Annotated in this window: 23 protein-coding genes, 6 tRNA genes and 1 pseudogene; 19 read left to right on the top strand and 11 right to left on the bottom strand. The window is 73.7% G+C overall.

The genetic code is table 11. The annotated features are described in order from the left end of the window. Positions 1 to 25: 25 nt before the first annotated feature. Together AB0D01_RS30870 and AB0D01_RS30865 are read left to right on the top strand one after the other, a co-directional pair. Complete coding sequence (locus AB0D01_RS30870) at positions 26 to 565, top strand: sigma-70 family RNA polymerase sigma factor (protein ID WP_363061009.1); 540 nt, start codon at positions 26 to 28, stop codon at positions 563 to 565. 37 nt (positions 566 to 602) lie between these two features. Continuing rightward, positions 603 to 1,109 carry a GNAT family N-acetyltransferase gene (locus tag AB0D01_RS30865; protein WP_363061007.1) on the top strand — a complete coding sequence of 169 codons (507 nt, stop codon included), beginning with the start codon at positions 603 to 605 and terminating at the stop codon, positions 1,107 to 1,109. Positions 1,110 to 1,210: 101 nt separating this feature from the next. On the opposite strand, the gene AB0D01_RS30860 is transcribed toward AB0D01_RS30865, so the two are convergent. Together AB0D01_RS30860 and AB0D01_RS30855 are read right to left on the bottom strand one after the other, a co-directional pair. Beyond that, complete coding sequence (locus AB0D01_RS30860; protein ID WP_363061005.1) at positions 1,211 to 1,627, bottom strand: hypothetical protein; 417 nt, start codon at positions 1,625 to 1,627, stop codon at positions 1,211 to 1,213. Further along, positions 1,620 to 1,988 (bottom strand): hypothetical protein, encoded by a 369-nt coding sequence (locus tag AB0D01_RS30855; protein ID WP_363061003.1) that lies wholly within the window; start codon positions 1,986 to 1,988, stop codon positions 1,620 to 1,622. The genes AB0D01_RS30860 and AB0D01_RS30855 overlap by 8 nt, the downstream gene beginning before the upstream one ends. A gap of 68 nt (positions 1,989 to 2,056) precedes the next feature. On the opposite strand from AB0D01_RS30855, the gene AB0D01_RS30850 reads away from it, so the two are divergent. From AB0D01_RS30850 to AB0D01_RS30810, 9 genes and pseudogenes are all read left to right on the top strand, one after another. Further along, positions 2,057 to 2,710 (top strand): HAD-IA family hydrolase, encoded by a 654-nt coding sequence (locus AB0D01_RS30850; protein WP_363061001.1) that lies wholly within the window; start codon positions 2,057 to 2,059, stop codon positions 2,708 to 2,710. A 365-nt stretch (positions 2,711 to 3,075) separates the two neighbouring features. Then, positions 3,076 to 4,140, top strand: coding sequence for an ATP-binding cassette domain-containing protein (locus AB0D01_RS30845; protein ID WP_363060999.1), 1,065 nt, complete (start codon positions 3,076 to 3,078; stop codon positions 4,138 to 4,140). After that, positions 4,137 to 4,805 carry a methionine ABC transporter permease gene (locus AB0D01_RS30840; RefSeq protein ID WP_363060997.1) on the top strand — a complete coding sequence of 223 codons (669 nt, stop codon included), beginning with the start codon at positions 4,137 to 4,139 and terminating at the stop codon, positions 4,803 to 4,805. Before AB0D01_RS30845 ends, AB0D01_RS30840 begins: the two co-directional genes overlap by 4 nt. Positions 4,806 to 4,966: 161 nt before the next feature. Continuing rightward, a complete protein-coding gene (locus tag AB0D01_RS30835) occupies positions 4,967 to 5,836 on the top strand; it encodes a MetQ/NlpA family ABC transporter substrate-binding protein (protein ID WP_363060995.1) in 870 nt (289 codons plus the stop codon). 284 nt (positions 5,837 to 6,120) lie between these two features. Then, positions 6,121 to 6,705: pseudogene (locus AB0D01_RS30830) on the top strand (GNAT family N-acetyltransferase); the annotation flags it as partial. Between the two features lie 328 nt (positions 6,706 to 7,033). Continuing rightward, complete coding sequence (cbiE, locus tag AB0D01_RS30825) at positions 7,034 to 8,254, top strand: precorrin-6y C5,15-methyltransferase (decarboxylating) subunit CbiE (protein WP_363060994.1); 1,221 nt, start codon at positions 7,034 to 7,036, stop codon at positions 8,252 to 8,254. A 251-nt stretch (positions 8,255 to 8,505) separates the two neighbouring features. Beyond that, positions 8,506 to 11,961, top strand: a complete 3,456-nt coding sequence (cobT, locus tag AB0D01_RS30820) for a nicotinate-nucleotide--dimethylbenzimidazole phosphoribosyltransferase (protein ID WP_363060992.1) — start codon at positions 8,506 to 8,508, stop codon at positions 11,959 to 11,961. Positions 11,962 to 12,257: 296 nt separating this feature from the next. Continuing rightward, entirely contained in the window at positions 12,258 to 13,493 is a 1,236-nt protein-coding gene (gene cobA, locus AB0D01_RS30815; RefSeq protein WP_363060990.1) for a uroporphyrinogen-III C-methyltransferase, read from the top strand. A 42-nt stretch (positions 13,494 to 13,535) separates the two neighbouring features. Continuing rightward, positions 13,536 to 14,348 (top strand): RNA methyltransferase, encoded by an 813-nt coding sequence (locus AB0D01_RS30810; protein ID WP_363060988.1) that lies wholly within the window; start codon positions 13,536 to 13,538, stop codon positions 14,346 to 14,348. A gap of 34 nt (positions 14,349 to 14,382) precedes the next feature. Here the strand turns inward: AB0D01_RS30810 and AB0D01_RS30805 are convergent, their stop codons facing one another. Further along, complete coding sequence (locus AB0D01_RS30805; protein ID WP_363060986.1) at positions 14,383 to 15,549, bottom strand: serine/threonine-protein kinase; 1,167 nt, start codon at positions 15,547 to 15,549, stop codon at positions 14,383 to 14,385. Positions 15,550 to 16,109: 560 nt separating this feature from the next. Between AB0D01_RS30805 and AB0D01_RS30800 the strand changes: the two genes are divergently transcribed. Further along, the gene (locus AB0D01_RS30800) at positions 16,110 to 16,295 is read left to right on the top strand and encodes a hypothetical protein (RefSeq protein WP_363060984.1); all 186 of its coding nucleotides are present in this window, start codon (positions 16,110 to 16,112) and stop codon (positions 16,293 to 16,295) included. Positions 16,296 to 16,546: 251 nt separating this feature from the next. On the opposite strand, the gene AB0D01_RS30795 is transcribed toward AB0D01_RS30800, so the two are convergent. The 5 genes from AB0D01_RS30795 to AB0D01_RS30775 form a co-directional block, all read right to left on the bottom strand. After that, positions 16,547 to 16,618 (bottom strand) — tRNA-Val (locus AB0D01_RS30795). Positions 16,619 to 16,667: 49 nt separating this feature from the next. Further along, positions 16,668 to 16,739: transfer RNA gene (locus AB0D01_RS30790), tRNA-Val, on the bottom strand. A gap of 19 nt (positions 16,740 to 16,758) precedes the next feature. Next, positions 16,759 to 16,830, bottom strand: a tRNA-Val gene (locus AB0D01_RS30785). 1 nt (position 16,831) lies between these two features. Next, positions 16,832 to 16,905: transfer RNA gene (locus AB0D01_RS30780), tRNA-Cys, on the bottom strand. A gap of 42 nt (positions 16,906 to 16,947) precedes the next feature. Then, a tRNA-Gly gene (locus tag AB0D01_RS30775) sits at positions 16,948 to 17,020 on the bottom strand. A gap of 181 nt (positions 17,021 to 17,201) precedes the next feature. Between AB0D01_RS30775 and AB0D01_RS30770 the strand changes: the two genes are divergently transcribed. From AB0D01_RS30770 to AB0D01_RS30760, 3 genes are read left to right on the top strand one after another with little or no spacing between them, the layout of a single operon-like run. Beyond that, positions 17,202 to 18,284 carry a chorismate-binding protein gene (locus tag AB0D01_RS30770; RefSeq protein WP_363060982.1) on the top strand — a complete coding sequence of 361 codons (1,083 nt, stop codon included), beginning with the start codon at positions 17,202 to 17,204 and terminating at the stop codon, positions 18,282 to 18,284. Beyond that, complete coding sequence (locus AB0D01_RS30765; protein ID WP_363060980.1) at positions 18,281 to 19,102, top strand: aminodeoxychorismate lyase; 822 nt, start codon at positions 18,281 to 18,283, stop codon at positions 19,100 to 19,102. The genes AB0D01_RS30770 and AB0D01_RS30765 overlap by 4 nt, the downstream gene beginning before the upstream one ends. Positions 19,103 to 19,150: 48 nt before the next feature. Further along, positions 19,151 to 19,975, top strand: a complete 825-nt coding sequence (locus tag AB0D01_RS30760) for a GNAT family N-acetyltransferase (protein WP_363060978.1) — start codon at positions 19,151 to 19,153, stop codon at positions 19,973 to 19,975. Between the two features lie 43 nt (positions 19,976 to 20,018). On the opposite strand, the gene AB0D01_RS30755 is transcribed toward AB0D01_RS30760, so the two are convergent. After that, on the bottom strand, positions 20,019 to 20,513 hold the full coding sequence (locus tag AB0D01_RS30755; protein WP_363060976.1) for a DsbA family protein: 495 nt from the start codon (positions 20,511 to 20,513) through the stop codon (positions 20,019 to 20,021). Between the two features lie 179 nt (positions 20,514 to 20,692). Between AB0D01_RS30755 and AB0D01_RS30750 the strand changes: the two genes are divergently transcribed. Both AB0D01_RS30750 and AB0D01_RS30745 read left to right on the top strand, forming a co-directional pair. Further along, entirely contained in the window at positions 20,693 to 21,127 is a 435-nt protein-coding gene (locus AB0D01_RS30750; protein ID WP_363060974.1) for a hypothetical protein, read from the top strand. A 152-nt stretch (positions 21,128 to 21,279) separates the two neighbouring features. Next, positions 21,280 to 21,468, top strand: a complete 189-nt coding sequence (locus AB0D01_RS30745) for a hypothetical protein (RefSeq protein WP_363060973.1) — start codon at positions 21,280 to 21,282, stop codon at positions 21,466 to 21,468. Here AB0D01_RS30745 and AB0D01_RS30740 read toward each other — a convergent pair. Together AB0D01_RS30740 and AB0D01_RS30735 are read right to left on the bottom strand one after the other, a co-directional pair. Beyond that, positions 21,409 to 22,050: a CGNR zinc finger domain-containing protein gene (locus AB0D01_RS30740; RefSeq protein ID WP_363060972.1), complete on the bottom strand. Its 642-nt coding sequence runs from the start codon at positions 22,048 to 22,050 to the stop codon at positions 21,409 to 21,411. The two genes, AB0D01_RS30745 and AB0D01_RS30740, sit on opposite strands and share 60 nt — an antisense overlap. A gap of 218 nt (positions 22,051 to 22,268) precedes the next feature. Further along, entirely contained in the window at positions 22,269 to 22,682 is a 414-nt protein-coding gene (locus tag AB0D01_RS30735) for an SsgA family sporulation/cell division regulator (RefSeq protein WP_030011909.1), read from the bottom strand. A 177-nt stretch (positions 22,683 to 22,859) separates the two neighbouring features. Here AB0D01_RS30735 and AB0D01_RS30730 point away from each other — a divergent pair, with 177 nt between their 5' ends. Then, positions 22,860 to 23,297 carry a TIGR02611 family protein gene (locus AB0D01_RS30730; RefSeq protein WP_363060970.1) on the top strand — a complete coding sequence of 146 codons (438 nt, stop codon included), beginning with the start codon at positions 22,860 to 22,862 and terminating at the stop codon, positions 23,295 to 23,297. A gap of 57 nt (positions 23,298 to 23,354) precedes the next feature. Beyond that, positions 23,355 to 23,426: transfer RNA gene (locus AB0D01_RS30725), tRNA-Val, on the top strand. Positions 23,427 to 23,521: the final 95 nt, after the last annotated feature.

Below are 23,521 nucleotides of genomic sequence, written 5' to 3'. Positions count from 1 at the left end.
GCCCGGGGCCCGCGTCCCGCCCGGCATGGACCTGCTGAAGGTGAAGGCCGAACTCGTCGACGAGCTGGGCCCGCTGCTGTCCGCCGAGGCGGCGGCCGAGGCGCCGGCCGCCGGGGTGGACCCCGCCGACCTGGAACAAGCCGTCTGGGTCAGGCTGCTGGAGCGCGACCCGCGCGAGGCCGACCCCACGGGCCGCGCCCGGTGGATACGGCGCGCGGTGCGCGCGGAGGCCCGGCTCGCCCGGCGGCGGGCGCGACGCGAGATCCCCTACGGAGCCACCCCGGGGGACGCGGCGGACGCGCCGGAGGGCCGGCCCGAGGGGGCGCTGCTGCACGGGGAGGACAACCGTGCCCTCCGATCGGCGGTCGCCCGATTGCCGGGGCGTTGCCCGGAACTGATAGGGGCACTTCTTTCGCCCAGGGACCTCACCTACCGTGAAATCGCAGGAGAGTTGGGTATCTCACAAGGAAGTTTGGGGCCCGTCCGTTCCCGTTGCCTGGGATGTCTGCGCAGAATGCTGGCTGCAGAGGTTGCGGCTCCTGGCCTGCGGGGAAGGGAGCGGTAGACCACAGGGGTTCCGGGTGAGCGGGAGGCATGCGCACATGGGTACGAGCGTGACCATTTCGGCGGCGACCGCCGAGGACGCCGAGCAGATCTTCAAGCTCCAGTATCTGGCGTTCCAGCGGGAGGCCGAGATCTACGGCAACTACCTCATCCAGCCGCTCACCCAGTCCCTGGACTCCCTGAAGGCGGAGCTGGCCGAGGACACCGTCCTGGTCGCCCGGCTCGGCGACGAGGTGGTCGGGGCGGTGCGCGGGAGCACCGGCGAGGACGGCACGGCGAGCATCGCCAAGCTGTGCGTGCACCCGCGCCTGCAGGGGCACGGCCTCGGGGCCCGACTGCTGCGCGCGGTGGAGGGTTCGCTGGCCGGCCACGCCGGGACCACCCGCTTCCGCCTGCACACCGGCGTCAAGAGCGAGGCCAACCTGCGGATGTACCGCAAGGCCGGCTACCTGGCCGTCGGCAACCGCACCGCCTCGGACGGCGTGCGCCTGGTCATCCTGGAGAAGGAGGCCAAGGACGCGACCGACTTCGCGGTCAGCGCCTGACGGTCGGGACCTGACGTTCGGCGCCTGACGTCCGGCATCTGACGTCCGGCATCTGACGTCCGGCATCTGACGTTCGGCGCCGGAACGCCGGCGCCCGACGGTCAGCGCCGGGCGCGCAGCCAGAGCATCCCGGTGATCGGCAGGATCACCGGGATGAACAGGTAGCCCATCCCGAAGTCGGACCACACGGTCGCGTCGGGGAAGGCCTCGGGGCGCACCAGCGTCCAGGTGCCGACGGCCAGTACGCCGGCCAGCTCGACACCGCAGCACAGCAGCGCGATCCTGCGGGCCTTCTCCCCGCCGCGCACCAGCGAGTAGGTGATGAAGGCGTAGGCCAGGGCCGCCGCGGCGGACAGCGTGTACGCCAGCGGGGCCCGGTCGAACTCGGTGGAGATCTGGTAGGCCGAGCGCGAGACGGCGCCGACCACCATCACGCCGTAGACCCACACCAGCAGCAGCCCCGGTCCGGAGACCAGGCGCCTGCGTCCCTCGGGCTCGGCGGTCGTCGTGTCAGGCACCGGTGTTTCCCCAGATGTCGTAGAGGCGTACTTCGAGGACCGCGAGGACGACCGCGCCGGCGGCCACCGTCACCGATCCCCACTTGGTCCGCTCGCTCAGCGAGAGGAGGCCGGCGGCCGGGACCGCCGCGAACGCGCCCAGCAGGTACGCCACGAAGATCACCGTGCCCTGCGCGGGCTTCTCGCCGCGGGCCAGCTGGACCAGGCCGACCACCAGCTGGGCCAGGACCAGGACGGTCACCACGGCCATGCCGATGAAGTGCCAGTCCTTGGTCGGCTGGTCCCGCCAGGCGGCGTGACCGCACCAGGCGGCGAGGGCGAGGGCGGCCGCGCCGATGGCGACCGTCAGGGCGTCGAGCATGCAGCGAGGGTATTACGGGCCGAAAGACCCGATGCGCTCACCCCTCGGCGCGGGCTTTCCTGGAGGGCATGAAGCTGCACGCCGAAGCCCTGCTGTTCGACAACGACGGCACCCTCGTCTCGTCCATGGAATCGGTGCACCGCTGCTGGACCCGCTGGGCCCGGGAGTACGGGATCACCGAGGAGGCCTTCGCGCGGGTGGAGCTGCACGGCCGCCCCGCCGCCGAGATCATCGCCGACCTGTTGCCCGAACCCGTACGGGCGGGCGCGCGGGACCGCATCGAAGCCCTGGAGCTGGCGGACGTGCCCGGGGGAGTGGTCCTGCTGCCCGGCGCCAAGGAGCTGCTCGGCGCCCTCCCGGCGGGCCGCTGGGCGGTGGTCACCTCCGCGGGCCGCCGGCTGGCCGAGGCCCGGCTGCGCGAGGCCGGCATCGACTTCCCCGAGCTGGTCGCCGCCGACGACGTCAGGCGCGGCAAGCCGGACCCCGAGCCGTTCCTCCTCGCCGCCCGCCGCCTGGGGGTGGACCCGGCCCGCTGCGTGGTGTTCGAGGACGCTCCCGCGGGCCTCGCCGCGGGGCGCGCGGCCGGCATGCGGACCGTGGCCTTGGCCACAACACACCCCGCCGAGGAGCTGGACGCGGACGTGGTCCTGAAGGACCTCTCGGCCGTGTCCGCGCTGGTCGAAGGCGCCGGAGTGACCCTCCGGACGCACGGTCGGGAGTGACCCGCCCTGTCCGGAATGCGGCCGTAATCCGTCCGCTATTCGGACGACGTTGATCGGTGAGTCGTACTGTCTGCTTTACTGGGCCCATGACCACGACGAGCAGCCGCACCCTTGCGACCGAGGCGACGATGACGCCCGGTGCTCGTTGTATGTGTCGAATGTGCGCCTTCTGAGGGCCCTCTCCCCGCTATCTCGCGCCCCGAAGCGAGACCGGCCCGAGCCCGTCCGCGCAACCCGGACCGCTCCTGCCCCGCGCATGTGTCGATGCCATCTTTTTGTGACGGTTCGACCCGTATCGCGTCCCAGATGTATGCCCCGTGCCCGGCACCCGCTGCGCCGTGCACTCGACAGCGACGGAATTCCCTGTGATCACCACATCGGGCCTCACGAAGGTCTACCAGTCCCGTGGCCGTGAGGTCACCGCCCTGGACGGCGTCGACCTGCACGTCCGGGAGGGCGAGGTCTACGGCGTCATCGGCCAGAGCGGCGCCGGCAAGTCCTCCCTCATCCGCTGCGTGAACCTGCTGGAGCGCCCCACCACCGGCACCGTGACCGTCGACGGCGTCGACCTCACCGCGCTCGCCGGTCGGGGCCGCCGCGCCGGCAAGGAACTCCGCGAGGCCCGCAGCCGCATCGGCATGGTCTTCCAGCACTTCAACCTGCTGTCGTCGCGTACCGTCCAGGCCAACATCGAGCTGCCCCTGGAGATCCTCGGCGTCTCCGGCCGCGAGCGCTCCCGCAAGGCCCTGGAACTCCTCGACCTCGTCGGCCTCGCCGACAAGGCCAAGGCCTACCCCACCCAGCTCTCCGGCGGCCAGAAGCAGCGCGTCGGCATCGCCCGCGCCCTGGCCGGCGACCCCAAGGTGCTGCTCTCCGACGAGGCCACCAGCGCCCTCGACCCCGAGACCACCCGCTCGATCCTCCAGCTGCTGCGCGACCTCAACCGACAGCTCGGCCTGACCGTCCTGCTCATCACGCACGAGATGGACGTCGTCAAGTCCGTCTGCGACTCCGCCGCGCTGATGAAGCGGGGCCGGATCGTCGAGTCCGGGACCGTCGCCGAACTGCTCGCCACCCCCGGCTCCGAGCTGGCCGGCGAACTCTTCCCGGTCAGCGGGACCGCCACCGGCCCCGACCGCACCGTCGTCGACGTCACCTTCCACGGCGAGGCCGCGACGCGCCCCGTCATCTCGCAGCTGTCGCGCACCTACAACGTCGACATCTCGATCCTGGGCGCCGCGATGGACACCGTCGCCGGCCGCCAGATCGGCCGCATGCGCATCGAGCTCCCCGGCCGCTACGAGGACAACGTCGTGCCCGTCGGCTTCCTGCGCGAGCAGGGCCTCCAGGTGGACGTGGTCGACGAGGCCGACGCCGACGACGCGATCGACAACGAACTGGCCGCACTGGTCAAGGATGGTGCCAAGTGACCTGGTCCGAGATGCAGCCCCTGCTCACCCAGGGCACCTACGACACCCTCTACATGGTGCTGTGGTCCACCCTGGTGACGGTCCTCGGCGGACTGCCCATCGGCATCCTGCTCGTCCTCACCGACAAGGGCGGACTCCTGCGGAACCGGCCGCTGAACAAGGTTCTCGGCGTGATCGTGAACGTCGGCCGCTCGTTGCCGTTCATCATCCTGCTGATCGCCCTCATCCCGGTCACCACGGCCGTCGTCGGCACCTTCATCGGCCCCACCGCCATGATCGTCCCGCTGGCCATCGGCGCCATCCCCTTCTTCGCCCGCCTCGTCGAGACGGCCGTCCGCGAGGTGGACCACGGTCTCATCGAAGCGGTCGAGTCCATGGGCGGCGGCATTCCCACCCTCGTCGGCAAGGTGCTCCTCCCGCAGGCCCTGCCCTCGCTGGTCGCCGCCGTCACCACGACCGTCATCACCCTGGTCGGCTACTCCGCCATGGCCGGCGCGGTCGGCGGAGAGGGCCTCGGCTCCAAGGCCATCACCTACGGCTTCCAGCGCTTCGAGACCGGCTTCATGGTCGCCACCGTCATCGTGCTGATCGCCCTCGTCACGGTGATCCAGCTGATCGGCGACGGCGTGGTACGCGTCCTCGCCCGCCGCGGCCGGACAGCCTGAGCCGAACCGGCCGGGGCCCCCTGAACCCCCCCTGAACCCCCCCTGAACCACCCCCCGAACCGCCACCGCGGTTCACCCCCCCCCGAGAGCCCGCACTTGTCGTGCTTGGGCCACCACCAACGGGTCCCACGAGGACCCGGACCGCAAGAAAGGCACTCTTCGTGCGCAAGAACATCAAGCTCACCGCTTTCGCCGCCGCCTCCGCCGCGCTCGCCCTCGGCCTCACCGCCTGCGGCAGCTCCTCGGACCCGTCCTCCTCCGCCAAGACCGACGGCGGCAAGGTCGACGAGAGCAAGCCGCTGGTCATCGCGGCCTCCCCGAGCCCGCACGCCGACATCCTGAACTTCGTCAAGGACAAGCTCGCGGCGAAGGACGGCCTCAAGCTGGAGGTGAAGGAGTTCACGGACTACGTCCTGCCCAACACCGCCACCGAGCAGGGCCAGGTCGACGGCAACTACTTCCAGCACAAGCCGTACCTCGACGACTTCAACAAGAAGAACGGCACCCACATCGTGCCCGTCGTGAACGTGCACCTGGAGCCGCTCGGCCTCTACTCCAAGAAGGTCAAGGCCATCGGCGACATCAAGCCCGGCCAGACCATCGCGGTCCCCAACGACACCACCAACGAGGGCCGCGCGCTCCAGCTGCTCGCCGCGAACAACCTCATCACCCTCAAGGACGGCGTCGGCACCGGCGCGAAGCTCTCCGACATCACCGACAAGAAGGGCCTGGAGTTCAAGGAGCTGGAGGCCGCCACGGTCCCCCGCGCCCTGAACGACGTGGACGCCGCGATCATCAACGGCAACTACGCCCTGGAGGCCAACCTCTCGCCCGCGAAGGACGCGCTCGTCCTGGAGAAGGCCGAGGGCAACCCGTACGCCAACTTCCTCGCGGTCAAGGAGGGCAAGCAGAACGACCCCCGCGTCCAGAAGCTCGCCAAGCTCCTGAACTCCGACGAGGTCAAGAAGTTCATCGAGGAGAAGTACCAGGGCTCGGTCATCCCCGCCTTCGGTGCCCCGGCCGCCTCCTGAACCACCCGCGAGCACGCATGACGGACCACCACCGGCGGACCTCCCTGACGGACCGTCCGACGGACCCGACGGAACTGACGGTTCGCCAACAGGCCGAAACGGCCTGGTAGGACGCCGGATCGCAGGCCCCGCGCACCCATTCGGGCGTGCGGGGCCGCGGTCCGCCCGCCTTCGGTCGGCCCGGCCCTGCACATCGCCCGGCCGATGCTGCATGCTGTGGCCTACGACCCGCACAGACGGTCCCGCACCACGGTCGCACCACGGTCTCAGGCATGGAGCTGCGCATGACTACCACCTTCCCGGACGTCACCATCAGCACGGACCGGCTGGTGCTGCGCCCGTTCGAGGAAGAGGACGTCACCGCGCTCGCCGAGATGATGAACGACGAGCAGGTCACCGCCTGGACCACCGTCCCGCACCCCTACACCCTCGCCGACGCCCACGCCTGGGCCACCCGGCTCTCCCACACGGAGCGCACCGAGGGCCGCGGGATCGTTTTCGCGGTGACCGAGTTCCTCACGCACCGCCTCGTCGGACTCGTCCACCTCCACCACACCGACTGGCGCACCCGCGCCACCGAGGCCCGGTACGTCACCGCGCCCTGGGCCCGCGGCGAGGGCTACGCCAGTGAGTCGGTGCGCGCCGTCGCGCGGTGGCTCTTCGGCGAACAGCGCTTCGAGCGCCTCGAACTGCGCACCGCCGCCGACAACACCGCCTCCCAGCAGGTGGCGCAGAAGATCGGTTGCATCAGTGAAGGCGTCCTGCGCAACGCGTGGATAGTGCGCGTCCAGGCGGCCGACGGCGACTGGACGCAGAACCGCACCGACGTCATCGTCTGGAGCCTGCTCCCCGAGGACCTCGACGAGGACGCCGACGCCTTCGGCGAGTACGAGTACGAGTACGGCCCCCGCGACGAGTACGGCCCCCGCGACGAGTACCGAGACCACGCGGACCCCCACGACCCCCGGCACCCCTCGGCCCCGGGGGACCACACCGGCCGCACCGGCCCCGCCGGCCACGAGGCCCGCCCGCCCCACCCGGACCACGACGGCCCGCGCCCCTACGGCCGGCGGGCCGACGCGGGCGCCTCCCGCGCCGTCGGCGCCGACCGGTACTGAGCCGATGACCAGGTAGTCTCACCGTGCCCGACCCTCCCGACGAAACCGTGCCTGCCCCCACCCCAGGAGACTGACGACGATGGCCGACCGGGTCACGGTGATCGGCTGGGACGGCTCTCCGCTGACCGCGGCCGCCCGGTCCGCGCTCTCCGCCGCCACCCTCGTGGCCGGAGCCGCCCACCACCTCGCCCTCCCCGAGGTCCCGCCCGGAGCCGAACGCGTCCGCCTCGGCAGCCTCGGCCTCGCCGCACGCCGCATCGCCGGCCACCGCGGCACCGCCGTGGTCCTCGCCGACGGCGACCCCGGTTTCTTCGGCGTCGTACGGACCCTGCGCGCCCCCGAACACGGCCTGGAGGTCGAGGTCGTCCCCGCCGTCTCGGCCGTGGCCGCGGCCTTCGCGCGCGCCGGGATGCCCTGGGACGACGCCCAGGTCGTCGTCGCCCACCCCCGGACCCTGCGCCGCGCCGTCAACGTCTGCCGCGCCCACCCCAAGGTCGCCGTCCTCACCTCGCCCGGCGCCGGCCCCGCCGAACTCGCCCTGCTGCTCGACCGGGTCCACCGCACGTTCGTCATCTGCGAGGAACTCGGCACCGACCGCGAACGCGTCACCGTCCTCACCTCCGACAAGGCCGCCGACCACAGCTGGCGCGATCCCAACGTGGTCATCGTCATCGGCGGCGCAGGGCAGTCCGCCGCCGGCGCCGACCCCGCCTGGCGGCTCGGCCAGGGCCAGGGCCCCGCGGTCGACCGCGGCTGGGCCCGGCCGCACACCGACCCCGCCGCACCGCCCACCGGGGAAGGGGAGTCCGCCACGCTGCGCGCCGCCCAACTCGCCCGCCTCGGCCCGCGCCCCGGCGACCTCGTCTGGGACATCGGCGCCGGCTCCGGAGCCCTCGCGGTGGACGCCGCCGCCTTCGGCGCCGCCGTCATCGCCGTCGATGCCGACCCGCGCGCCTGCGAACGCGTAACGGCCGCCGCCCGCGCGCGCGGTGTGCAGATCCAGGTCGTCGCAGGCCGGGCGCCGCACGTCCTGGAGAACCTGCCCGAGCCCGACGTCGTCCGCGTCGGCGGCGGCGGCGCCCCCGTCGTCGCGGCCGTGGCCGACCGGCGTCCCGAACGGATCGTCAGCCACGCCTCCACCCGCGACGAGGCCGAGGCCATCGGACGCACCCTCACCGAACACGGGTACGCGGTCGAATGCGCGCTCCTCCAGTCGGTCGGCCTCGACACCCGCAGCTGGGCGGAACAGGACCGTTCCGTGGTGTTCCTCCTGGCAGCCGAACGCCCCGTGAACCGCTGACGCGGAGCCCGGGGTAGGCTGGCCGATCGTCGTACCGCCCCGGCCGACGCGCGACGTGGCGCAGTCCACAGGGGGCCGTGCCGGTTTATGGCCGACACCGCGACCGACGAGCGCGACAATGCTCAGGAGTTGTTGTGCGGGGGCACGCGAGGCGTGACGCCGCACGACGACCCCGCACGGCACACTCCGCCCGGCGGCCCAGTGGGCGACCGGGCGACCGAAGAGGCAACACCGATGGGCGAGGGGTACGCATGACTGACACCGGCCAGGTCCCGGGCGAGGGTCACCCGGACAACACGGGCATGGTGGACCAGCACGGCATTCCCGCGCCGATCCCGCCCCTCCCGCCGCTGCCGCCCGTGCCGCCGCAGGTTCCGGCCGGCTACGCCTTCCAGGACCTCGTCGACGACCCGGCCGAGGCCGAGGACGAGGAACTGCTGCTGATGCCGAGCGGGCAGGGCTCCTGGAGCGACCCGCAGGTGGTCCCCCCGGTCCCGACCTACCCGACGGACTTCCCGGCCGAGCCCGGCTACACCGAGTACCCCCAGCACCAGGTCGGCTACACCGACACCGGTCACCTCGCCTTCCCCGACCCCGGCTACGCGGCGCCCGGTTTCCCCGAGGCCCCCTACGCCGAGCAGCCCCTGGCCCCCGAGGCCTTCGACCCGGCCGCCTACAGCGCCGGGGCCCACGAGACCGGCGGCCGCGACTCCGGCGCGCTCGACCTCGGCGGGCTCGTCGTCCCGCAGCAGGCCGCGCCCGTGGCGCAGCCGGCTCCGGCGCGCAGGCCGCTGCACATGGGTCCGCCCGTGCCCGACGCCACCGGGGGAGTCGTACGTTCCCTCGCGGACCGCGGCCCGGCCGCCGCGCCCGCCGCCGCCCCGGCGCCCGTGGCGGCCCCCGTCATGGCCCCGGCGCCGCCCGCGCCCGCCCCGGCCGCCGAGCCCGTGGCCGTGCCCGTACAGGCCGCCGCGGCCGTCCCCGTCCCGGGCGTCGAGCCCGGCCAGGTCCCCGCGGCCGAGGCCGCGCCCGAGGCGGTCGCCGCGCCGGCGCCGTCGCCGGAGCCCGCCCCGGAGGTCGCGCCGCAGCCGGTGCCCCTCGTCCCGGAGGCCGCGCAGGGCCTGCCCGGCACGCCCGCGGAGCCGGTCCCCGCGGCAGCCCCGCAGCAGGCGCCGGTCACGCCCGAGCCCGAGTACCTCGACTTCCCGCCGGCCGGGGCCCCCGTGGCCGTCCAGGCCCCGCAGCCCGGTGAGACCCCGCAGCTCGGGGCCCCCTGGCCGGCGGAGCCGGTGCAGGCCGACCCGGCCGCCCCCGCCGACCCGGCCGCCCCCGCCGACCCGGCCGCCCCGGCCGAAGCCGGCGCCCCGGCCGAGGCCGTCGCCCCCGCTGCCCCCGCCGAGGCCGTCGCCGAGCCCGTCGTGGCGCCCGCGCCCGAGCCGGAGCCGGAGGCCGCGCCGGAGCCCGTCGAGGTGGCCCCGGCCGCCGAAGAGCCGCAGCCGGAGCCCGTGCCCGCGCCCGAGGGCCTGCCGGTCGCCCCGGCCGTGGACGCCGCCCCTGCCGCCGAGGCCGCCCCGGCGACCCCCGCCCCGGAGCCGGTCGTGGAGGCCGCCCCCGAGGCCGTCCCCGCAGAAACGGTGGTGCAGGCCGCCGGGGAACCGGTCGCGGAGCCCGCCGGGGAGAGCGCCCCCGAGCCGCTGCCCGAGGCCGCCGAAGCCCCCGCGGCCGAGCCGGCGACGGACGCCGCCGAGACCGTCGTCGCCGCCGAGGCGCCGGAAGCCCCGGTCCCCGCGGCGGAGCCGGCCCCGGAGGCCGCCGACGAGCCGGTCGTCGAGGCCCTCGACGAAGCGCCCGTCGAGCCCGTCGAGCCCGCCGAGCCGGCCGCCGAGGTCGTCGACCCCGCCCCGGAGGCCGCCGAGGACGCCGAGGACGCCGAGTCCGCCCCGGCCGACGAGCCCGTGGAGTTCGTCTCCCCGGGCGAGCCCGCCCCCGGCTACGCCGACGCCGAGCGCGAGGCCGTCCTGCGCGTCATGCGCGAGCGCCGCGACATCCGCAACGGCTTCCGCACCGACCCGATCCCGCACGAGGTGCTGCTGCGCGTCCTGGAGGCCGCGCACCACGCCCCCAGCGTCGGCCACTCCCAGCCCTGGGACTTCGTCGTCATCCGCTCGGCCGAGACCCGCCGCACGATGCACGAGCTCGCCCAGCGCCAGCGCGAGGCCTACGCGAAGTCGCTGCCCAAGGGCCGGGCGAAGCAGTTCAAGGAACTGAAGATCGAGGCCATCCTCGACACCCCGGTGAACATCGTCGTCACCGCCGACCCCACGCGCGGCGGACGCCACACCCTCGGCCGGCACACCCAGCCGCAGATGGCCCCGTACTCCTCCGCCCTGGCCGTCGAGAACCTCTGGCTCGCCGCCCGCGCCGAAGGCCTCGGCGTCGGCTGGGTCAGCTTCTTCGACGAGCGCGAGATGGTCCGCGAGCTGGGCCTGCCCGAGCACCTGGAGGTCGTCGCCTACCTGTGCGTCGGCTACGTCGACGAGTTCCCCGAGGAGCCGGAGCTGGCGCAGGCCGGCTGGTCCCAGCGCCGCCCGCTGGCCTGGGTGGTCCACGAGGAGACGTACGGGCGCCGCGCGCTGCCCGGCGAGGAGCCGCACGACCTGCTCTCCGAGACCGTCGCCGGCATCCGCCCGCTGGACGCGAAGGCCCTCGGCGAGGCCTGGGAGCGGCAGAAGCGCATGACCAAGCCCGCAGGGGCCCTGGGCATGCTGGAGATCATCTCCGCGCAGCTCGCCGGACTCTCCCGGGTCTGCCCGCCGCCGATCCCCGAGCCCGCCGCCGTCGCGATCTTCGCCGGTGACCACGGGGTGCACGCCCAGGGCGTCACGCCGTGGCCGCAGGAGGTCACCACGCAGATGGTGGCCAACTTCCTGGGCGGCGGCGCGGTCTGCAACGCCTTCGCCAACCAGGTCGGCGCCGAGGTCTGCGTCATCGACGTCGGCGTCGCGGGCGACCTCCCGGCCACCCCGGGCCTGCTCCCGCGCAAGGTCCGTCCGGGCACCGCCGACCTCTCCGTCGGCCCCGCCATGACCCGCGAGGAAGCGATCGCGGCCATCGAGGTCGGCATCGAGACGGCCCGCGACCTGGTCGCCGCCGGCAACAAGGCGCTCCTCACGGGCGAGATGGGCATCGCCAACACCACCGTCTCCGCCGCCCTGATCTCGGTGTTCACCGGGGTCGACCCGGCGGAGGTCACCGGCCGCGGCACCGGCATCAACGACGAGACGCACGCCCGCAAGGTGGACGTCGTACGCCGCGCCCTGGAGCTGCACCGGCCCGACCCGGCCGACCCGATCGGCGTCCTCGCGGCCATCGGCGGCCTGGAGCACGCGGCGATCGTCGGCCTGCTCCTCGGCGGGGCCTCCCTGCGCACCCCGGTCATCCTCGACGGGGTGAGCGCCGGAGCCGCCGCCCTGGTGGCCCGGGCCATCGCCCCCGAGGCCCTGTCGGCCTGCATCGCCGGCCACCGCAGCGCGGAACCGGGCCACGTCGCCGCCCTCAACAAGCTCGGCCTGCGCCCGCTGGTCGACCTGGACCTCCGCCTCGGCGAGGGCACGGGCGCCCTCCTGGCCCTCCCCCTGGTGCAGAGCGCGGCCCGCGCGATGCACGAGGTGGCCACCTTCGACGCCGCGGGCGTCACCGAGAAGTAGCGGCACCCCGGCCGGCCCCGTACGACCCCGGGCCGGCCGGCCGGGCCCCGCCCTCCGGCCCCGTCCCGCCCCGATGGGCGGCGCGGGGCCGGACCGGCATGCGGGGACGATCGGCCACGGCCCGGACGGCCGGGGCGCCGCCCGGACGGTCCCGCCCCCGCGGGGGTCCGGGGTCGGCCGCGGGCCCCGGGTCGTATCGTGGACCCGAACAGGGAAACCGCACGTCACCCCCCGACACAGCCGCTCCAGCGCAGCAGCGGCCCGTAGACACCGCCGCATCAGGAGCCGCAACCGCCATGGCACACCCGGCACACCCCGCCTACCCCGTAGGACTCCGCCTCACCGGTCGCCGCGTCGTCGTCATCGGCGGCGGCCAGGTCGCCCAGCGCCGCCTCCCCGCCCTCGTCGCGGCCGGCGCCGACGTCCTGCTGGTCTCCCCCTCCGCGACCCCCTCCGTGGACGCCATGGCCGAGACCGGCGAGATCCGCTGGGAGCGCCGGCACTACCGGGACGGCGACCTGGACGGCGCCTGGTACGCCCTGATCGCCACCCGCGACCGCGCCGCGAACGACGCCGCCTCCGCCGAGGCCGAGGCCCGCCGGGTGTGGTGCGTGCGCGCCGACGACGCCGAGGCGGCCACCGCCTGGACCCCGGCCACCGGCCGCGTCGAGGGCGTCACCGTCGCCGTCCTGAGCGGCAACGACCCCCGGCGTTCCGCGGCCGTCCGCGACGCCGTCGTCGAGGGGCTGCGCGACGGCTCCCTGACGGCCGCCCGCCCCCGCACCCCCGGCGTCGCCCTCGTCGGCGGCGGCCCCGGCGACCCGGACCTGATCACCGTCCGCGGCCGGCGCCTGCTGGCCGAGGCCGACGTGGTCATCGCCGACCGGCTGGGCCCCCGCGACCTCCTCGACGAACTCCCGCCGCACGTCGAGGTCATCGACGCCGCGAAGATCCCGTACGGCCGTTTCATGGCCCAGGAGGCCATCAACAACGCGCTGATCGAGCACGCCAAGGCCGGCAAGGCCGTCGTCCGCCTCAAGGGCGGCGACCCGTACGTCTTCGGCCGCGGCATGGAGGAGCTCCAGGCCCTCGCCGAGCACGGCATCCCCTGCACGGTCGTCCCCGGCATCTCCAGCTCCATCTCGGTGCCCGGCGCCGCCGGCATCCCCGTCACCCACCGCGGGGTGGCGCACGAGTTCACCGTCGTCAGCGGCCACGTCGGCCCCGACGACCCGCGCTCCCTCGTGGACTGGGCCTCCCTCGCCAAGCTCACCGGCACCCTGGTCATCCTCATGGGCGTCGACAAGATCGGCCTGATCGCCGAGGCCCTGGTCGGCCACGGCCGCTCCGCCGACACCCCCGTCGCCGTGATCCAGGAGGGCACCACCGCCGCCCAGCGCCGCGTGGACGCCACCCTGGCCACGGTCGGCGAGACCGTCCGCGACCGGGAGGTCCGCCCGCCCGCCGTCATCGTGATCGGCGAGGTCGTCCGCGTGAACCCCCCGAGCGCCCTTCCCACCGCCGGCGCCTGACAGGCCGTTGGCACCACACCCCGGACAAGGCAGTATCACCCTGTGGCTGATCTCATCACCGTCGACGACCCCGACGACCCGCGCCTGCGCGACTACACGGGCCTGACCGACGTCGAACTGCGGCGCCGCCGCGAACCCGCCGAGGGCCTCTTCATCGCCGAGGGCGAGAAGGTCATCAGACGGGCCAAGGACGCCGGGTACGAGATGCGCTCGATGCTGCTCTCCGCCAAGTGGGTCGACGTCATGCGCGACGTGATCGACGAGCTCCCGGCCCCGGTCTACGCCGTCACCCCGGAGCTCGCCGAACGCGTCACCGGCTACCACGTCCACCGCGGCGCCCTCGCCTCCATGCAGCGCAAGCCGCTGCCCGACGCGCGGGAACTGCTGGCCTCGGCCCGCCGGGTGGCCGTCATGGAGGCGGTCAACGACCACACCAACATCGGCGCCATCTTCCGCAGCGCCGCCGCCCTCGGCATGGACGCGGTCCTGCTGTCGCCGGACTGCGCCGACCCCCTCTACCGCCGGTCGGTGAAGGTCTCCATGGGCGCCGTGTTCTCGGTCCCCTACGCCCGCCTCGACGCCTGGCCCAAGAGCCTCGACACGGTCCGGGAGGCGGGCTTCAGGCTCCTCGCCCTGACCCCGCACGAGAAGGCCTCCCCGATCGAGGTGGCCGCACCGCGGAGCCTGGAGCGCGTCGCCCTGATGCTCGGCGCCGAGGGGGACGGCCTGTCCACCCAGGCGCTCGTCGCCGCCGACGAGTGGGTCCGCATCCCGATGGCCCACGGCGTGGACTCCCTGAACGTCGGCGCGGCCGCCGCCGTCGCCTTCTACGCGGTGGCCGGCGGCGCCGGCTGAGACCGCCGCGGAGCCCCGTACCCCGGTACGGGGCTCAGAGTCGCTGCGCCAGCGCGATGCCCAGGGCCACCAGCAGCGTGACCACCACGAACACGATCAGCCGCTGGCGCATCAGCCTCGGGTCCGGCCGGGAGGGCCGACGCCCCGCCCCGGTCGTGCGCGGGGCCTGACGGCCGCCCGTACGGCCCGCCGTGGACCCGGGGTTGCGGGCCCCTGACGGCCGCGCGTGGGGGCCGCTGTGCGCCGCCTGGGCCCGCGGGGTCGGCGCGGCCCCCGGGGGCCTGCGCCGCTCCGTGCGCTGGTCGGCGTACGCCTCCGCCCGCTCGGCGGGCCGCTCCGTCCGCGCCCGCTGCGCCGGCGGCCGCCCGTCGCCCAGCCCCTGCGCCTCGCGCGCGGCGATCTCCTTGAGCCGCATCGACAGCTGGAGGGTGGTGGGCCGCTCCTCGGGGTCCTTCTCCAGACAGGCCCGCACCAGCGGCGCGAGGGCGTCGGGAACCCCGACGAGGTGCGGCTCCTCGTGGACGACGCGGTACAGCATCACCTCGGAACTGCCGTGCCCGAAGGGCGAATCGGCGGTCGCCGCGTAGGCGAGGGTCGCGCCGAGCGCGAAGACGTCCGTGGCCGGGGTGACGGCGGCCCCGCGCACCTGCTCGGGCGCCAGGAAGCCGGGGGAGCCCACGGCCGTACCCACATGGGTGAGGGTGCTCGCCCCGGTGGCCCAGGCGATCCCGAAGTCGATGATCCGGGGGCCCTTGGGGGAGAGCAGGATGTTCGAGGGCTTGAGGTCGCGGTGGACCACCCCGGCCTCGTGCACGGCGACCAGGCCCTCGGACAGCGCCGCCCCGATGGCGGCGATCTGCGCGGCCGTCAGCGGGCCCTCCTCGGCGACCTTGTCGTGCAGCGAGGGTCCGGGGACGTACTGCGTGGCGAACCACGGACGCTCGGCGTCCAGATCGGCGGCCACGAGCCGCGCGGTGCAGCCGCCGCGGATCCGTCGCGCGGCCGACACCTCGCGGGCGAAACGGGAGCGGAACTCCTGGTCCTCGGCCAGGTCGGGCCGGATCACCTTGAGCGCCACGCGCTGCCCGCGCCGGTCGGAGCCCAGGTAGACGACGCCCATGCCGCCCGCGCCGAGCCGCCGGTGCAGCCTGAACGAGCCGACGACACGCGGGTCCTCGCGCCGGAGCCGCATCATCGCCATGTCCACCCCGCTGCCCGGTCGTCCTGCTGACCTGGCACAGCTTACGGACGATCCGGCACGCGCGCTCAGAGGCCGCGCCCTCGTCCGGGGAATCGATTGTCAGTGCGGGGCAGGCCACTTGGGGGTTTCGCGGCCTGTGACCCGGTCCGCACCCCCGGCGCCCCTCGCGCCCAAAGGCCTTTGTGATCAAGGTGATTGGGCCCGTCGGGGCCCCGCGCGCGCCCCGGAGCGCGCCTGCGGCCGGCGGTCGCCCGCAGGGGCGCTCCGTCCTCCGCGTCAACGCCGGTACCGGGACACGCGTGTGCGGGGAGTGACGGAAGTGAGGGAAGTCACTACCCTCCGGTCATCCCCTCCGGGAAGACCCCCATCCCGGGGGAGGGATCTCCACCCAGGGGAGTACTCCGGGGGTGGCCTCCTCATCCTCCCGTAGGCCCGGCAATGGGTACGAGGGCATGAGGCCGGCGGCCCCCCGGCGGCCTAGTGTTGAAGACAAGCGGCGGGTGGCGCACTCGTCCCCCGAGGTCACGAGCCCGCCGCTGCCAGACGACAGGGAGAGGACCATGGCGGACATCGCACGGCACGGACGCAAGGCATTCGCGTTCCACGGCCATGAGTCCGGCACGCGTCACCCGCTGGTGGCCGCGGCCATGGTGCTCCCCCTGGCCGCCCTCCTGCTCTTCCTCTTCGGAGGATTCGATCAGGTGGCGGCACAGGCGTCGTCCGTGGGCGTGATGCTGGGGCGCTGAGCGGCGCCCCGGGTCCGGGAGAGCGGCCCGGACCGGGACACATCGGCCTGCCACACCCCGTGGGGACGGGGGAGTGGCGGACGGACGGCAGGTGAAGGGTGTTGCCCGTACGGCTGGGGAGTCGGACGGGCAACACCCTTTTCGTACGCCCGCGCACCACACCTCGGTTCGACCCGAGAGGCCCGAGGGTCTCGACGGGCCCCGGCAACGCGAAAGCCCCGGCCGTCGAGACGGCCGGGGCTTTCGGACTGTGCGCGATACTGGGATTGAACCAGTGACCTCTTCCGTGTCAGGGAAGCGCTCTCCCGCTGAGCTAATCGCGCGGGACCACGGTGCGAAACCGCAGGTGGTACGGGGTGCAACTGTAGTGCGTGCGCGATACTGGGATTGAACCAGTGACCTCTTCCGTGTCAGGGAAGCGCTCTCCCGCTGAGCTAATCGCGCGGGGATCCTTGCGGACCAGTGGACGATACTGGGATTGAACCAGTGACCTCTTCCGTGTCAGGGAAGCGCTCTCCCGCTGAGCTAATCGTCCTTGGAGGTGGAGACGGGATTTGAACCCGTGTAGACGGCTTTGCAGGCCGTTGCCTCGCCTCTCGGCCACTCCACCATGGAGCTGCGGGGGGTTCCCGGGAAGAAATCCCCCACTTCGAGCGGACGACGAGACTCGAACTCGCGACATCCACCTTGGCAAGGTGGTGCTCTACCAACTGAGCTACGTCCGCAGTGTCACCGTGTTCGCTCCGGGGTTTTTCCCCTTCGCTCCCTGGCGACGTGTTGAACTCTAGCGGATTCCCGGGCCAGCTCAAAAACGCGTTTCCGCAGCGTGCTGCCACCCGATCACCGGAGGTCACCCGACCGTCACCTCACCGGCGCCGACGCGCCACCGGTCATAGACTCGCAGCCGTGCACGACCTGCCTCCCCTGGCCCGCTTCGGCGGCCTTCTCGCGACCGACCTCCGAGATGTCACCAGTGACCCCTCCGCCCTCGACTCCACCGGGTTCTGGGCGGTGAGCGCGGACTTCGAAGGCCGACTGGTCTGCGCGCGCTTCGGGGACATACGCCCGGACCCCGTCCCGGCACCCGTCCCCGGAGCCTGGCGCGGCCCGGCCGCCGACCGGTGGTCCACCTCCCTCGACCGCGCCGCCTACGAGGACGGCGTACGCCGCATCCGGGCGTACATCGCGGCCGGCGAGGTCTACCAGGCCAACCTCTGCCGCGTGGTGTCCGCACCCCTGCCCGATCCGGACGGGGCCGACGTCGACGCCCTGACCGCGCTGCTCGCGCGCGGCAACCCGGCCCCCTACGCAGGAACGATTCGGCTTCCCGCCCACGGCGTCGAGATCGCCACCGCCTCCCCCGAGCTGTTCCTCAGCCGCGACGGCCGGCACGTCGAGTCCGGGCCCATCAAGGGCACCGGCCGCACCGCGGCCGACCTGCTGCCCAAGGACCACGCCGAGAACGTGATGATCGTGGACCTCGTCCGCAACGACCTCGGCCGCGTCTGCGCCACCGGCTCCGTCACGGTCCCCGAACTGTGCGCCCTCGAAGAGCACCCCGGGCTGGTCCACCTCGTCTCCACCGTCAGCGGGGAGCTGGCCGACGGCGCCGGCTGGCCCGAGCTGCTGGAGGCCACCTTCCCGCCGGGCTCCGTCACCGGCGCCCCCAAGTCCTCCGCCCTGCGGATCATCGAGGAGCTGGAGGTCGGCCCGCGCGGCCCCTACTGCGGGGGCGTGGGCTGGGTCGACGCCGACCGGGGCACCGCCGCGCTCGCCGTGGGGATCCGCACCTTCTGGATCGACCGGGAGGCCCCCGGCGGCCCCCGGCTGTGCTTCGGCACCGGCGCCGGCATCACCTGGGGCTCCGACCCCGAGCGGGAATGGGCGGAAACCGAGCTGAAGGCCTCCCGGCTGCTGGCCCTGGCATCCGGTATACGTGAGCCGGGCCCGAACGGGGCCCGCGACCTGAGTGGAGGAACCGTACGGTGAGGATCTGGCTCGACGGAACACTGCGCGACGCCGCGGACGCGAAGGTCTCGGTCCTGGACCACGGGCTCACCGTGGGCGACGGGGTCTTCGAGACGCTCAAGGCCCGGGACGGGGCCGCCTTCGCCCTCACCCGCCACCTGGACCGCCTCACCCGCTCCGCGCGGGGCCTCGGCCTGCCCGACCCGGACCTCGACGAGGTGCGCCGCGCCTGCGCGGCCGTCCTGGAGGCCAACCCGATGCCGCTCGGTCGGCTGCGGATCACCTACACGGGCGGCACCTCCCCCCTCGGCTCCGACCGCGGCGACACCGGCCCCACGCTCGTCGTCGCCGTCGGCGAGACCACCCGGCGACCCGACTCCACCGCCGTGATCACCGTCCCCTGGGTGCGCAACGAGCGCTCGCCGCTGACGGGCCTGAAGACCACCTCCTACGCCGAGAACGTGGTCGCCCTGGACCGCGCGAACCGGGCCGGGGCCTCGGAGGCGCTGTTCGCCAACACCCTCGGCAGGCTCTGCGAGGGCACGGGCTCCAACGTCTTCGTCGTCCTCGACGGAGAACTCCACACCCCGCCCGTCGCCTCCGGCTGCCTCGCCGGCATCACCCGGGCCCTCGCCGTCGAATGGACCGGGGCCAAGGAGACCGACCTGCCCTTCGACGCCCTCCTGCGGGCCGAGGAGGTCTTCCTGACCTCCACGCTGCGCGACGTCCAGGCCGTGCACCGGGTCGACGGGCGGGACCTGGACGCCGCCCCCGGTCCCGTCACCGCCAAGGCGATGCGGGTCTTCGACGAGCGCGCGGGCTCCGACCTCGACCCGTGAGCGCCCGCACCGTGGTCAGGAGGCCCCCGGGCGGGTAGAAATCGACGGATGACCACCACCCTGCGGCCCAGCGGGCCGCTTCAGCAGAGCGAGGGCGGCGCGCGTTCACGCCCCTACGAGGTGCGCGTCAACAGCCGCCGCGTCGGAGGGCTGCTGATCGCCTCCGACACGCCCTTCGGCCCCACCGTCGGGGAGATCCGCGAGCTGGCCGTGGACGAGGGGGACCGGCGCCGCGGCCGGGCCACGGTCGCCGCGCTGGCCGCCGAGGAGGTGCTGCGCGGCTGGGGCTGTCGCCGGGTACGGATCTCCGTACCGGCCGACTCGCCGGGCGGGCTGCGGCTGGCGACCGCCCTGGGGTACGTCGAACAGAGCCGCAACCTCGCCAAGGACCTCGCGGGGGAGCCGCCGGCGCCCGCCGCCGGTTCGCGGGGGCGCCCGATGACCCCGGCCGAGTACGCGGCGTGGGAGGCGCGCTCCCGGGAGGAGTACGCGGACAGCTGGATCGCCCGCGGGATGGACCCCGGGGCCGCCCGCGTCAAGGCCGCCGCGGACCACCTCGAACAGCTCGCGCACGGCCTGGACACCCCCGGGACGGCCTTCACCGTCCTGGAGGTGTCCGGGGTGCCCGTCGGCCACGTCTGGACCGGGCCGCGGGGGGAGGACGCGTACGTCTACGACGTGGCGGTCGCCGAGGAGCACCGGGGACGGGGGCACGGCCGCGCCCTGATGCTCCTCGCGGAAGGGGTCGCCCTGGCCGCGGGTCGGCGCCGCCTCGGCCTGCACGTCTTCGCCGGCAACACCCCGGCCCTGCGCCTGTACGAAGCGCTGGGCTACCGCCCGACCGGCTTCAACTACGCCAAGGAACTCATCTGACGGCCGCCCCGCCCGGGACCCGGCGGGCGGCGTGCGAGGGGCGCTAACCCGCGAGGAGGCGGTCGGCGATCTCCTCGACGCGGGCGCGCAGGCCCTCCTGGCTCTTGCCGCCGTCCAGGCGCTCGCCGTCGATCACGTAGGTCGGGGTGCCGGTCACCCCGATGGCCTTGCCCTCGGCCTGGTCGGCGTCCACGATCAGGATGTGCCGGCCGTCGATCAGGGCGGTGTCGAACTCCTCGACGTCCAGGCCGAGTTCACGGGCGACGTCCAGCAGGACGGCCTCGCCCCGCTCGCCGAGTTCGGCCGTCCTGGCCAGGACGGCCTCCGCGTAGGGCCAGCCCTGCCCCTGCTCCAGCGCCTCCTCGGCGGCCTGCGCGGCGGCGAAGGCGTGCTTGTGCTTCTCCAGCGGGAAGTGGCGCAGCCGGATGTCCAGCCGGTCGCCGTAGCGGGCCCGCAGGGCGCGTACGTCGTCCAGGGCGCTGTGGCAGTCCGGGCACTGGAGTTCGCACCAGACGTCGAGGATCAGGGAATCGGTCATGCGGACAGTCTCCCAGGGCCCGGGTCGGCGCACCGACCGGGACCTGGGGAGGAGGCCCGACCCCGAGATGTCCCGGAGATCCGCTCCGGGACGCTCCCGGGCATGGCCGCGGCGGGTGCGACCGGTGCAGGATGGATGGGGACAGATCGACCACCCGCCGCCCAGCCCCGGAGGACCGCATGCTCGCCGAGACCATATGTTCCGCGGTGTCCGCGGCGGGCCTGGGCATCGCCGCCGTGACCGCGTACCGCAGGCGGTTCCTCGCCGCGACGCGGATCGCCGCCTACTCGCTCGTCCCCGTCGCCCTGGTGCTGACGGGCCTGGTGGAGTGGGTCTCCGGGATCGTCTTCAAGCCGACCGTGTGGATCGGCTTCGGCCTGCTGGGCGTGGCCTGGCTCCTGTTCACGGGTGCCCGGACCATCGAGCGCCGCGCTCTGGGCAGGGCGCCGAAGGAGGCCCCGGCGGCCGGGGCGGCCCGGCGCGGGCGGGGTCGCGAGGCCGTGGCTCCCGCCGCCTCCGCCCCCTCCCTCGGGGGTCGGCCGGCCGCCGCCCCGACGGCCCCGGCGGACGACTTCTCCGACATCGAGGCCATCCTCAAGAAGCACGGCATCTGAGGCCGGGAGCCGCTGCCATAGCCGACCCGGGCGCCGCCCGGGAAGGGAAGCCGCGCGAAACCACCCGAACCGACGAGAGAGGGCGAACTGCCGCCCCGTAAATGGCGTGTTGGGGCGAGATCGGGCACGGGCTGCGCGATCATCGCCCCGACATGCTCGACACATCGCAGGGTGAGCCGCCGGCCCCCGCTCCCGCTTCCGTACCCGTCGCCGAGACCCCTCTGGCCCACGAAGGGCGGGGCTGTCTCTTCGCGCTCTCCCAGCCGCCCCTGATGATCTTCCTAGGGGTGATCGGGATCCTGCTGCTGCTCGCCGCCGTGCACGACCTGTACCTGCTCTGAGCCCTCCGCGGGCACGTCCGCCTCGTGGGCGTCGGCCTCCTTGCGGCGCGCCCGGTACGCCGCCACGTGCAGCCGGTTCCCGCAGGTGCGGCTGTCGCAGTAGCGCCGCGAACGGTTGCGCGACAGGTCCACGAAGGCCCGCCGGCAGTCGGGGGCCTCGCAGCGGCGGAGCCGTTCCTGTTCGCCGGAGACCACGATGAAGGCCAGGGCCATCCCGCCGTCCGCGGCGAGGTGGTCGCCCACCGAGGCGCCCGGCGCGAAGTAGTGGACGTGCCAGTCGTAGCCGTCGTGGTCGGTCAGCTGGGGGGTGGTGCCGGCCGTGGCGACCAGCTCGTTGATCAGCGAGGCGGCGGCGCGCGACGTGGGCGCCGCGAAGACCTGGGCGAACTTCCCGCGGACCGCGCGCACCCCGGCGAGGTCGCGGGCGCCCAGTTCGCCGACGTCGCTGATGGCGTGTTCCTGGACGAACCCGCGCAGCGCGCCGATGTCGGACAGTCCGTCGGGCTGGTCCGGCTCGGCGGCCGTGTTCACCAGCGCGACGACGACGTCGAGCGCGCGACGGGTGTCGTGGGGGATCTGCACTAGTCGCTCCCTGGAGGCCGGACCTGCGGCGGCGTGTCGCCGCCACCGGTTGCCCGACTCTAGCGCCTGCCGCCGCGGGGGGAGCCGAGCGCACCGGCGCCGCCCTCGCGGGTGGCTCCCGTGAGGACAGCGCCGGCACAGCCGTATGTGGTTGTCCGCGTCGCACCGTCGCCCCGAGTCGGACGGTGTCGAGCGGTCAGGCACTCGTGGGGGCCGGCTCAGCTTTCGGCCAGGATGTGGGAGAGCTCCTTGTCCAGGTCGAAGTGCCGGTGCTCGGTCCCGGGTGGGACCGCCGCGTCCGTCCGCTTGAGGAACGATTCGAGTGCTCGGGCGGGTGCTTCGAGCAGCGCTTCTCCCTCCGGTGAGCTCAGGGCGATGCAGACGACGCCCTGACCGTGGCTGCGGGACGGCCAGACGCGGACGTCGCCGGTACCGGTGGGCCGGTGGAGACCCTCCGCGAGGAGGTCGCGGGCGAATACCCACTCGACCGTCTCCTCGGCGCCGGTGTGGAAGGTGGCGTGCACGGCGTAGGGGTCGGCCGTGTCATACCGCAGGCCCGCCGGAACAGGCAGTGAGGACTCGCTCGACACAACGAGGCGCAGGTGCAGCTCGCAGCTGACCGTGGTGTTCATAAGCGCCAGGGCCTTTCGCTCAGTGTGCGCTCGGGGATTCGCACGTCGGCGAAATCGACATGCCACCTACGGTGCCGTTGTAAACCCCTCTGACCGTTTTGCGGACCTCTGGGTCCCTCGGACGGCGGATCCAAACCGGCATTCACGTGTGCTTCGGGCTCCGGTAGATTCGGCTCCATGAATACGGGGAGTGACCACGGAACCGACGCGTCCGCGACCACCGGACCGGACGCCGAAGAGACGCCGCACGTCTCGAAGGCGCCCGCCTTCATCAAGGCCAACCGCAGCCTGCACCTCAGCTGGCAGGTCGGCGTCTTCATCGTCGGCCTGGCCGTCATCGGCGCCGGCATCGCCATGCTCGTCCTGCCGGGACCGGGCTGGGTGGCGATCTTCGCCGGCCTCGCGATCTGGGCGACCGAGTTCGCCTGGGCCCACCTCGTCCTGCGGTGGACCAAGCGCAAGGTGAGCGAGGCCGCGCAGAAGGCGCTGGACCCCAAGGTCCGCCGCCGCAACATCATCCTGACCAGCGTGGGCCTCGCCATCGCGGCCGCGTTGATCGGCTTCTACCTGTGGAAGTACGGCCTCACACTGCCGTGGGACCTCAAGGACCAGTAGCCCGCCGAGGGTGGTCATGGAGCACCGCTGACATGCGGTAATGTTTGCGGTGCGTCCGGGCGATTAGCTCAGTGGGAGAGCACTTCGTTCACACCGAAGGGGTCACTGGTTCGAACCCAGTATCGCCCACCCGGAGCAAGCTCCCGCGCGGTGGCGTACCCGGCGTCGAACCGCCGCATGAAGCCGAGCTGGAGCGTCCCCCCGACGGCGGCCACCTCGCGCAG

Source organism: Streptomyces sp. NPDC048606 (assembly GCF_040650855.1).
GTDB lineage: Bacteria > Actinomycetota > Actinomycetes > Streptomycetales > Streptomycetaceae > Streptomyces.
The sequence above is the reverse complement of the archived record's forward strand: the minus strand, read 5'-3'. Positions and strand labels throughout refer to the sequence as shown.

Bases quoted from the DNA above. Each gene is read 5' to 3' on its own strand.
- AB0D01_RS30870 (WP_363061009.1), top strand. From the start codon at position 26: ATGGACCTGCTGAAGGTGAAGGCCGAACTCGTCGACGAGCTGGGCCCG.
- AB0D01_RS30865 (WP_363061007.1), top strand. From the start codon at position 603: ATGGGTACGAGCGTGACCATTTCGGCGGCGACCGCCGAGGACGCCGAG.
- AB0D01_RS30855 (WP_363061003.1), bottom strand. From the start codon at position 1,988: ATGCTCGACGCCCTGACGGTCGCCATCGGCGCGGCCGCCCTCGCCCTC.
- AB0D01_RS30850 (WP_363061001.1), top strand. From the start codon at position 2,057: ATGAAGCTGCACGCCGAAGCCCTGCTGTTCGACAACGACGGCACCCTC.
- cbiE (WP_363060994.1), top strand. From the start codon at position 7,034: ATGGCCGACCGGGTCACGGTGATCGGCTGGGACGGCTCTCCGCTGACC.
- cobT (WP_363060992.1), top strand. From the start codon at position 8,506: ATGACTGACACCGGCCAGGTCCCGGGCGAGGGTCACCCGGACAACACG.
- cobA (WP_363060990.1), top strand. From the start codon at position 12,258: ATGGCACACCCGGCACACCCCGCCTACCCCGTAGGACTCCGCCTCACC.
- AB0D01_RS30805 (WP_363060986.1), bottom strand. From the start codon at position 15,549: ATGGCGATGATGCGGCTCCGGCGCGAGGACCCGCGTGTCGTCGGCTCG.
- AB0D01_RS30800 (WP_363060984.1), top strand. From the start codon at position 16,110: ATGGCGGACATCGCACGGCACGGACGCAAGGCATTCGCGTTCCACGGC.
- AB0D01_RS30760 (WP_363060978.1), top strand. From the start codon at position 19,151: ATGACCACCACCCTGCGGCCCAGCGGGCCGCTTCAGCAGAGCGAGGGC.
- AB0D01_RS30755 (WP_363060976.1), bottom strand. From the start codon at position 20,513: ATGACCGATTCCCTGATCCTCGACGTCTGGTGCGAACTCCAGTGCCCG.
- AB0D01_RS30750 (WP_363060974.1), top strand. From the start codon at position 20,693: ATGCTCGCCGAGACCATATGTTCCGCGGTGTCCGCGGCGGGCCTGGGC.
- AB0D01_RS30745 (WP_363060973.1), top strand. From the start codon at position 21,280: ATGCTCGACACATCGCAGGGTGAGCCGCCGGCCCCCGCTCCCGCTTCC.
- AB0D01_RS30735 (WP_030011909.1), bottom strand. From the start codon at position 22,682: ATGAACACCACGGTCAGCTGCGAGCTGCACCTGCGCCTCGTTGTGTCG.
- AB0D01_RS30730 (WP_363060970.1), top strand. From the start codon at position 22,860: ATGAATACGGGGAGTGACCACGGAACCGACGCGTCCGCGACCACCGGA.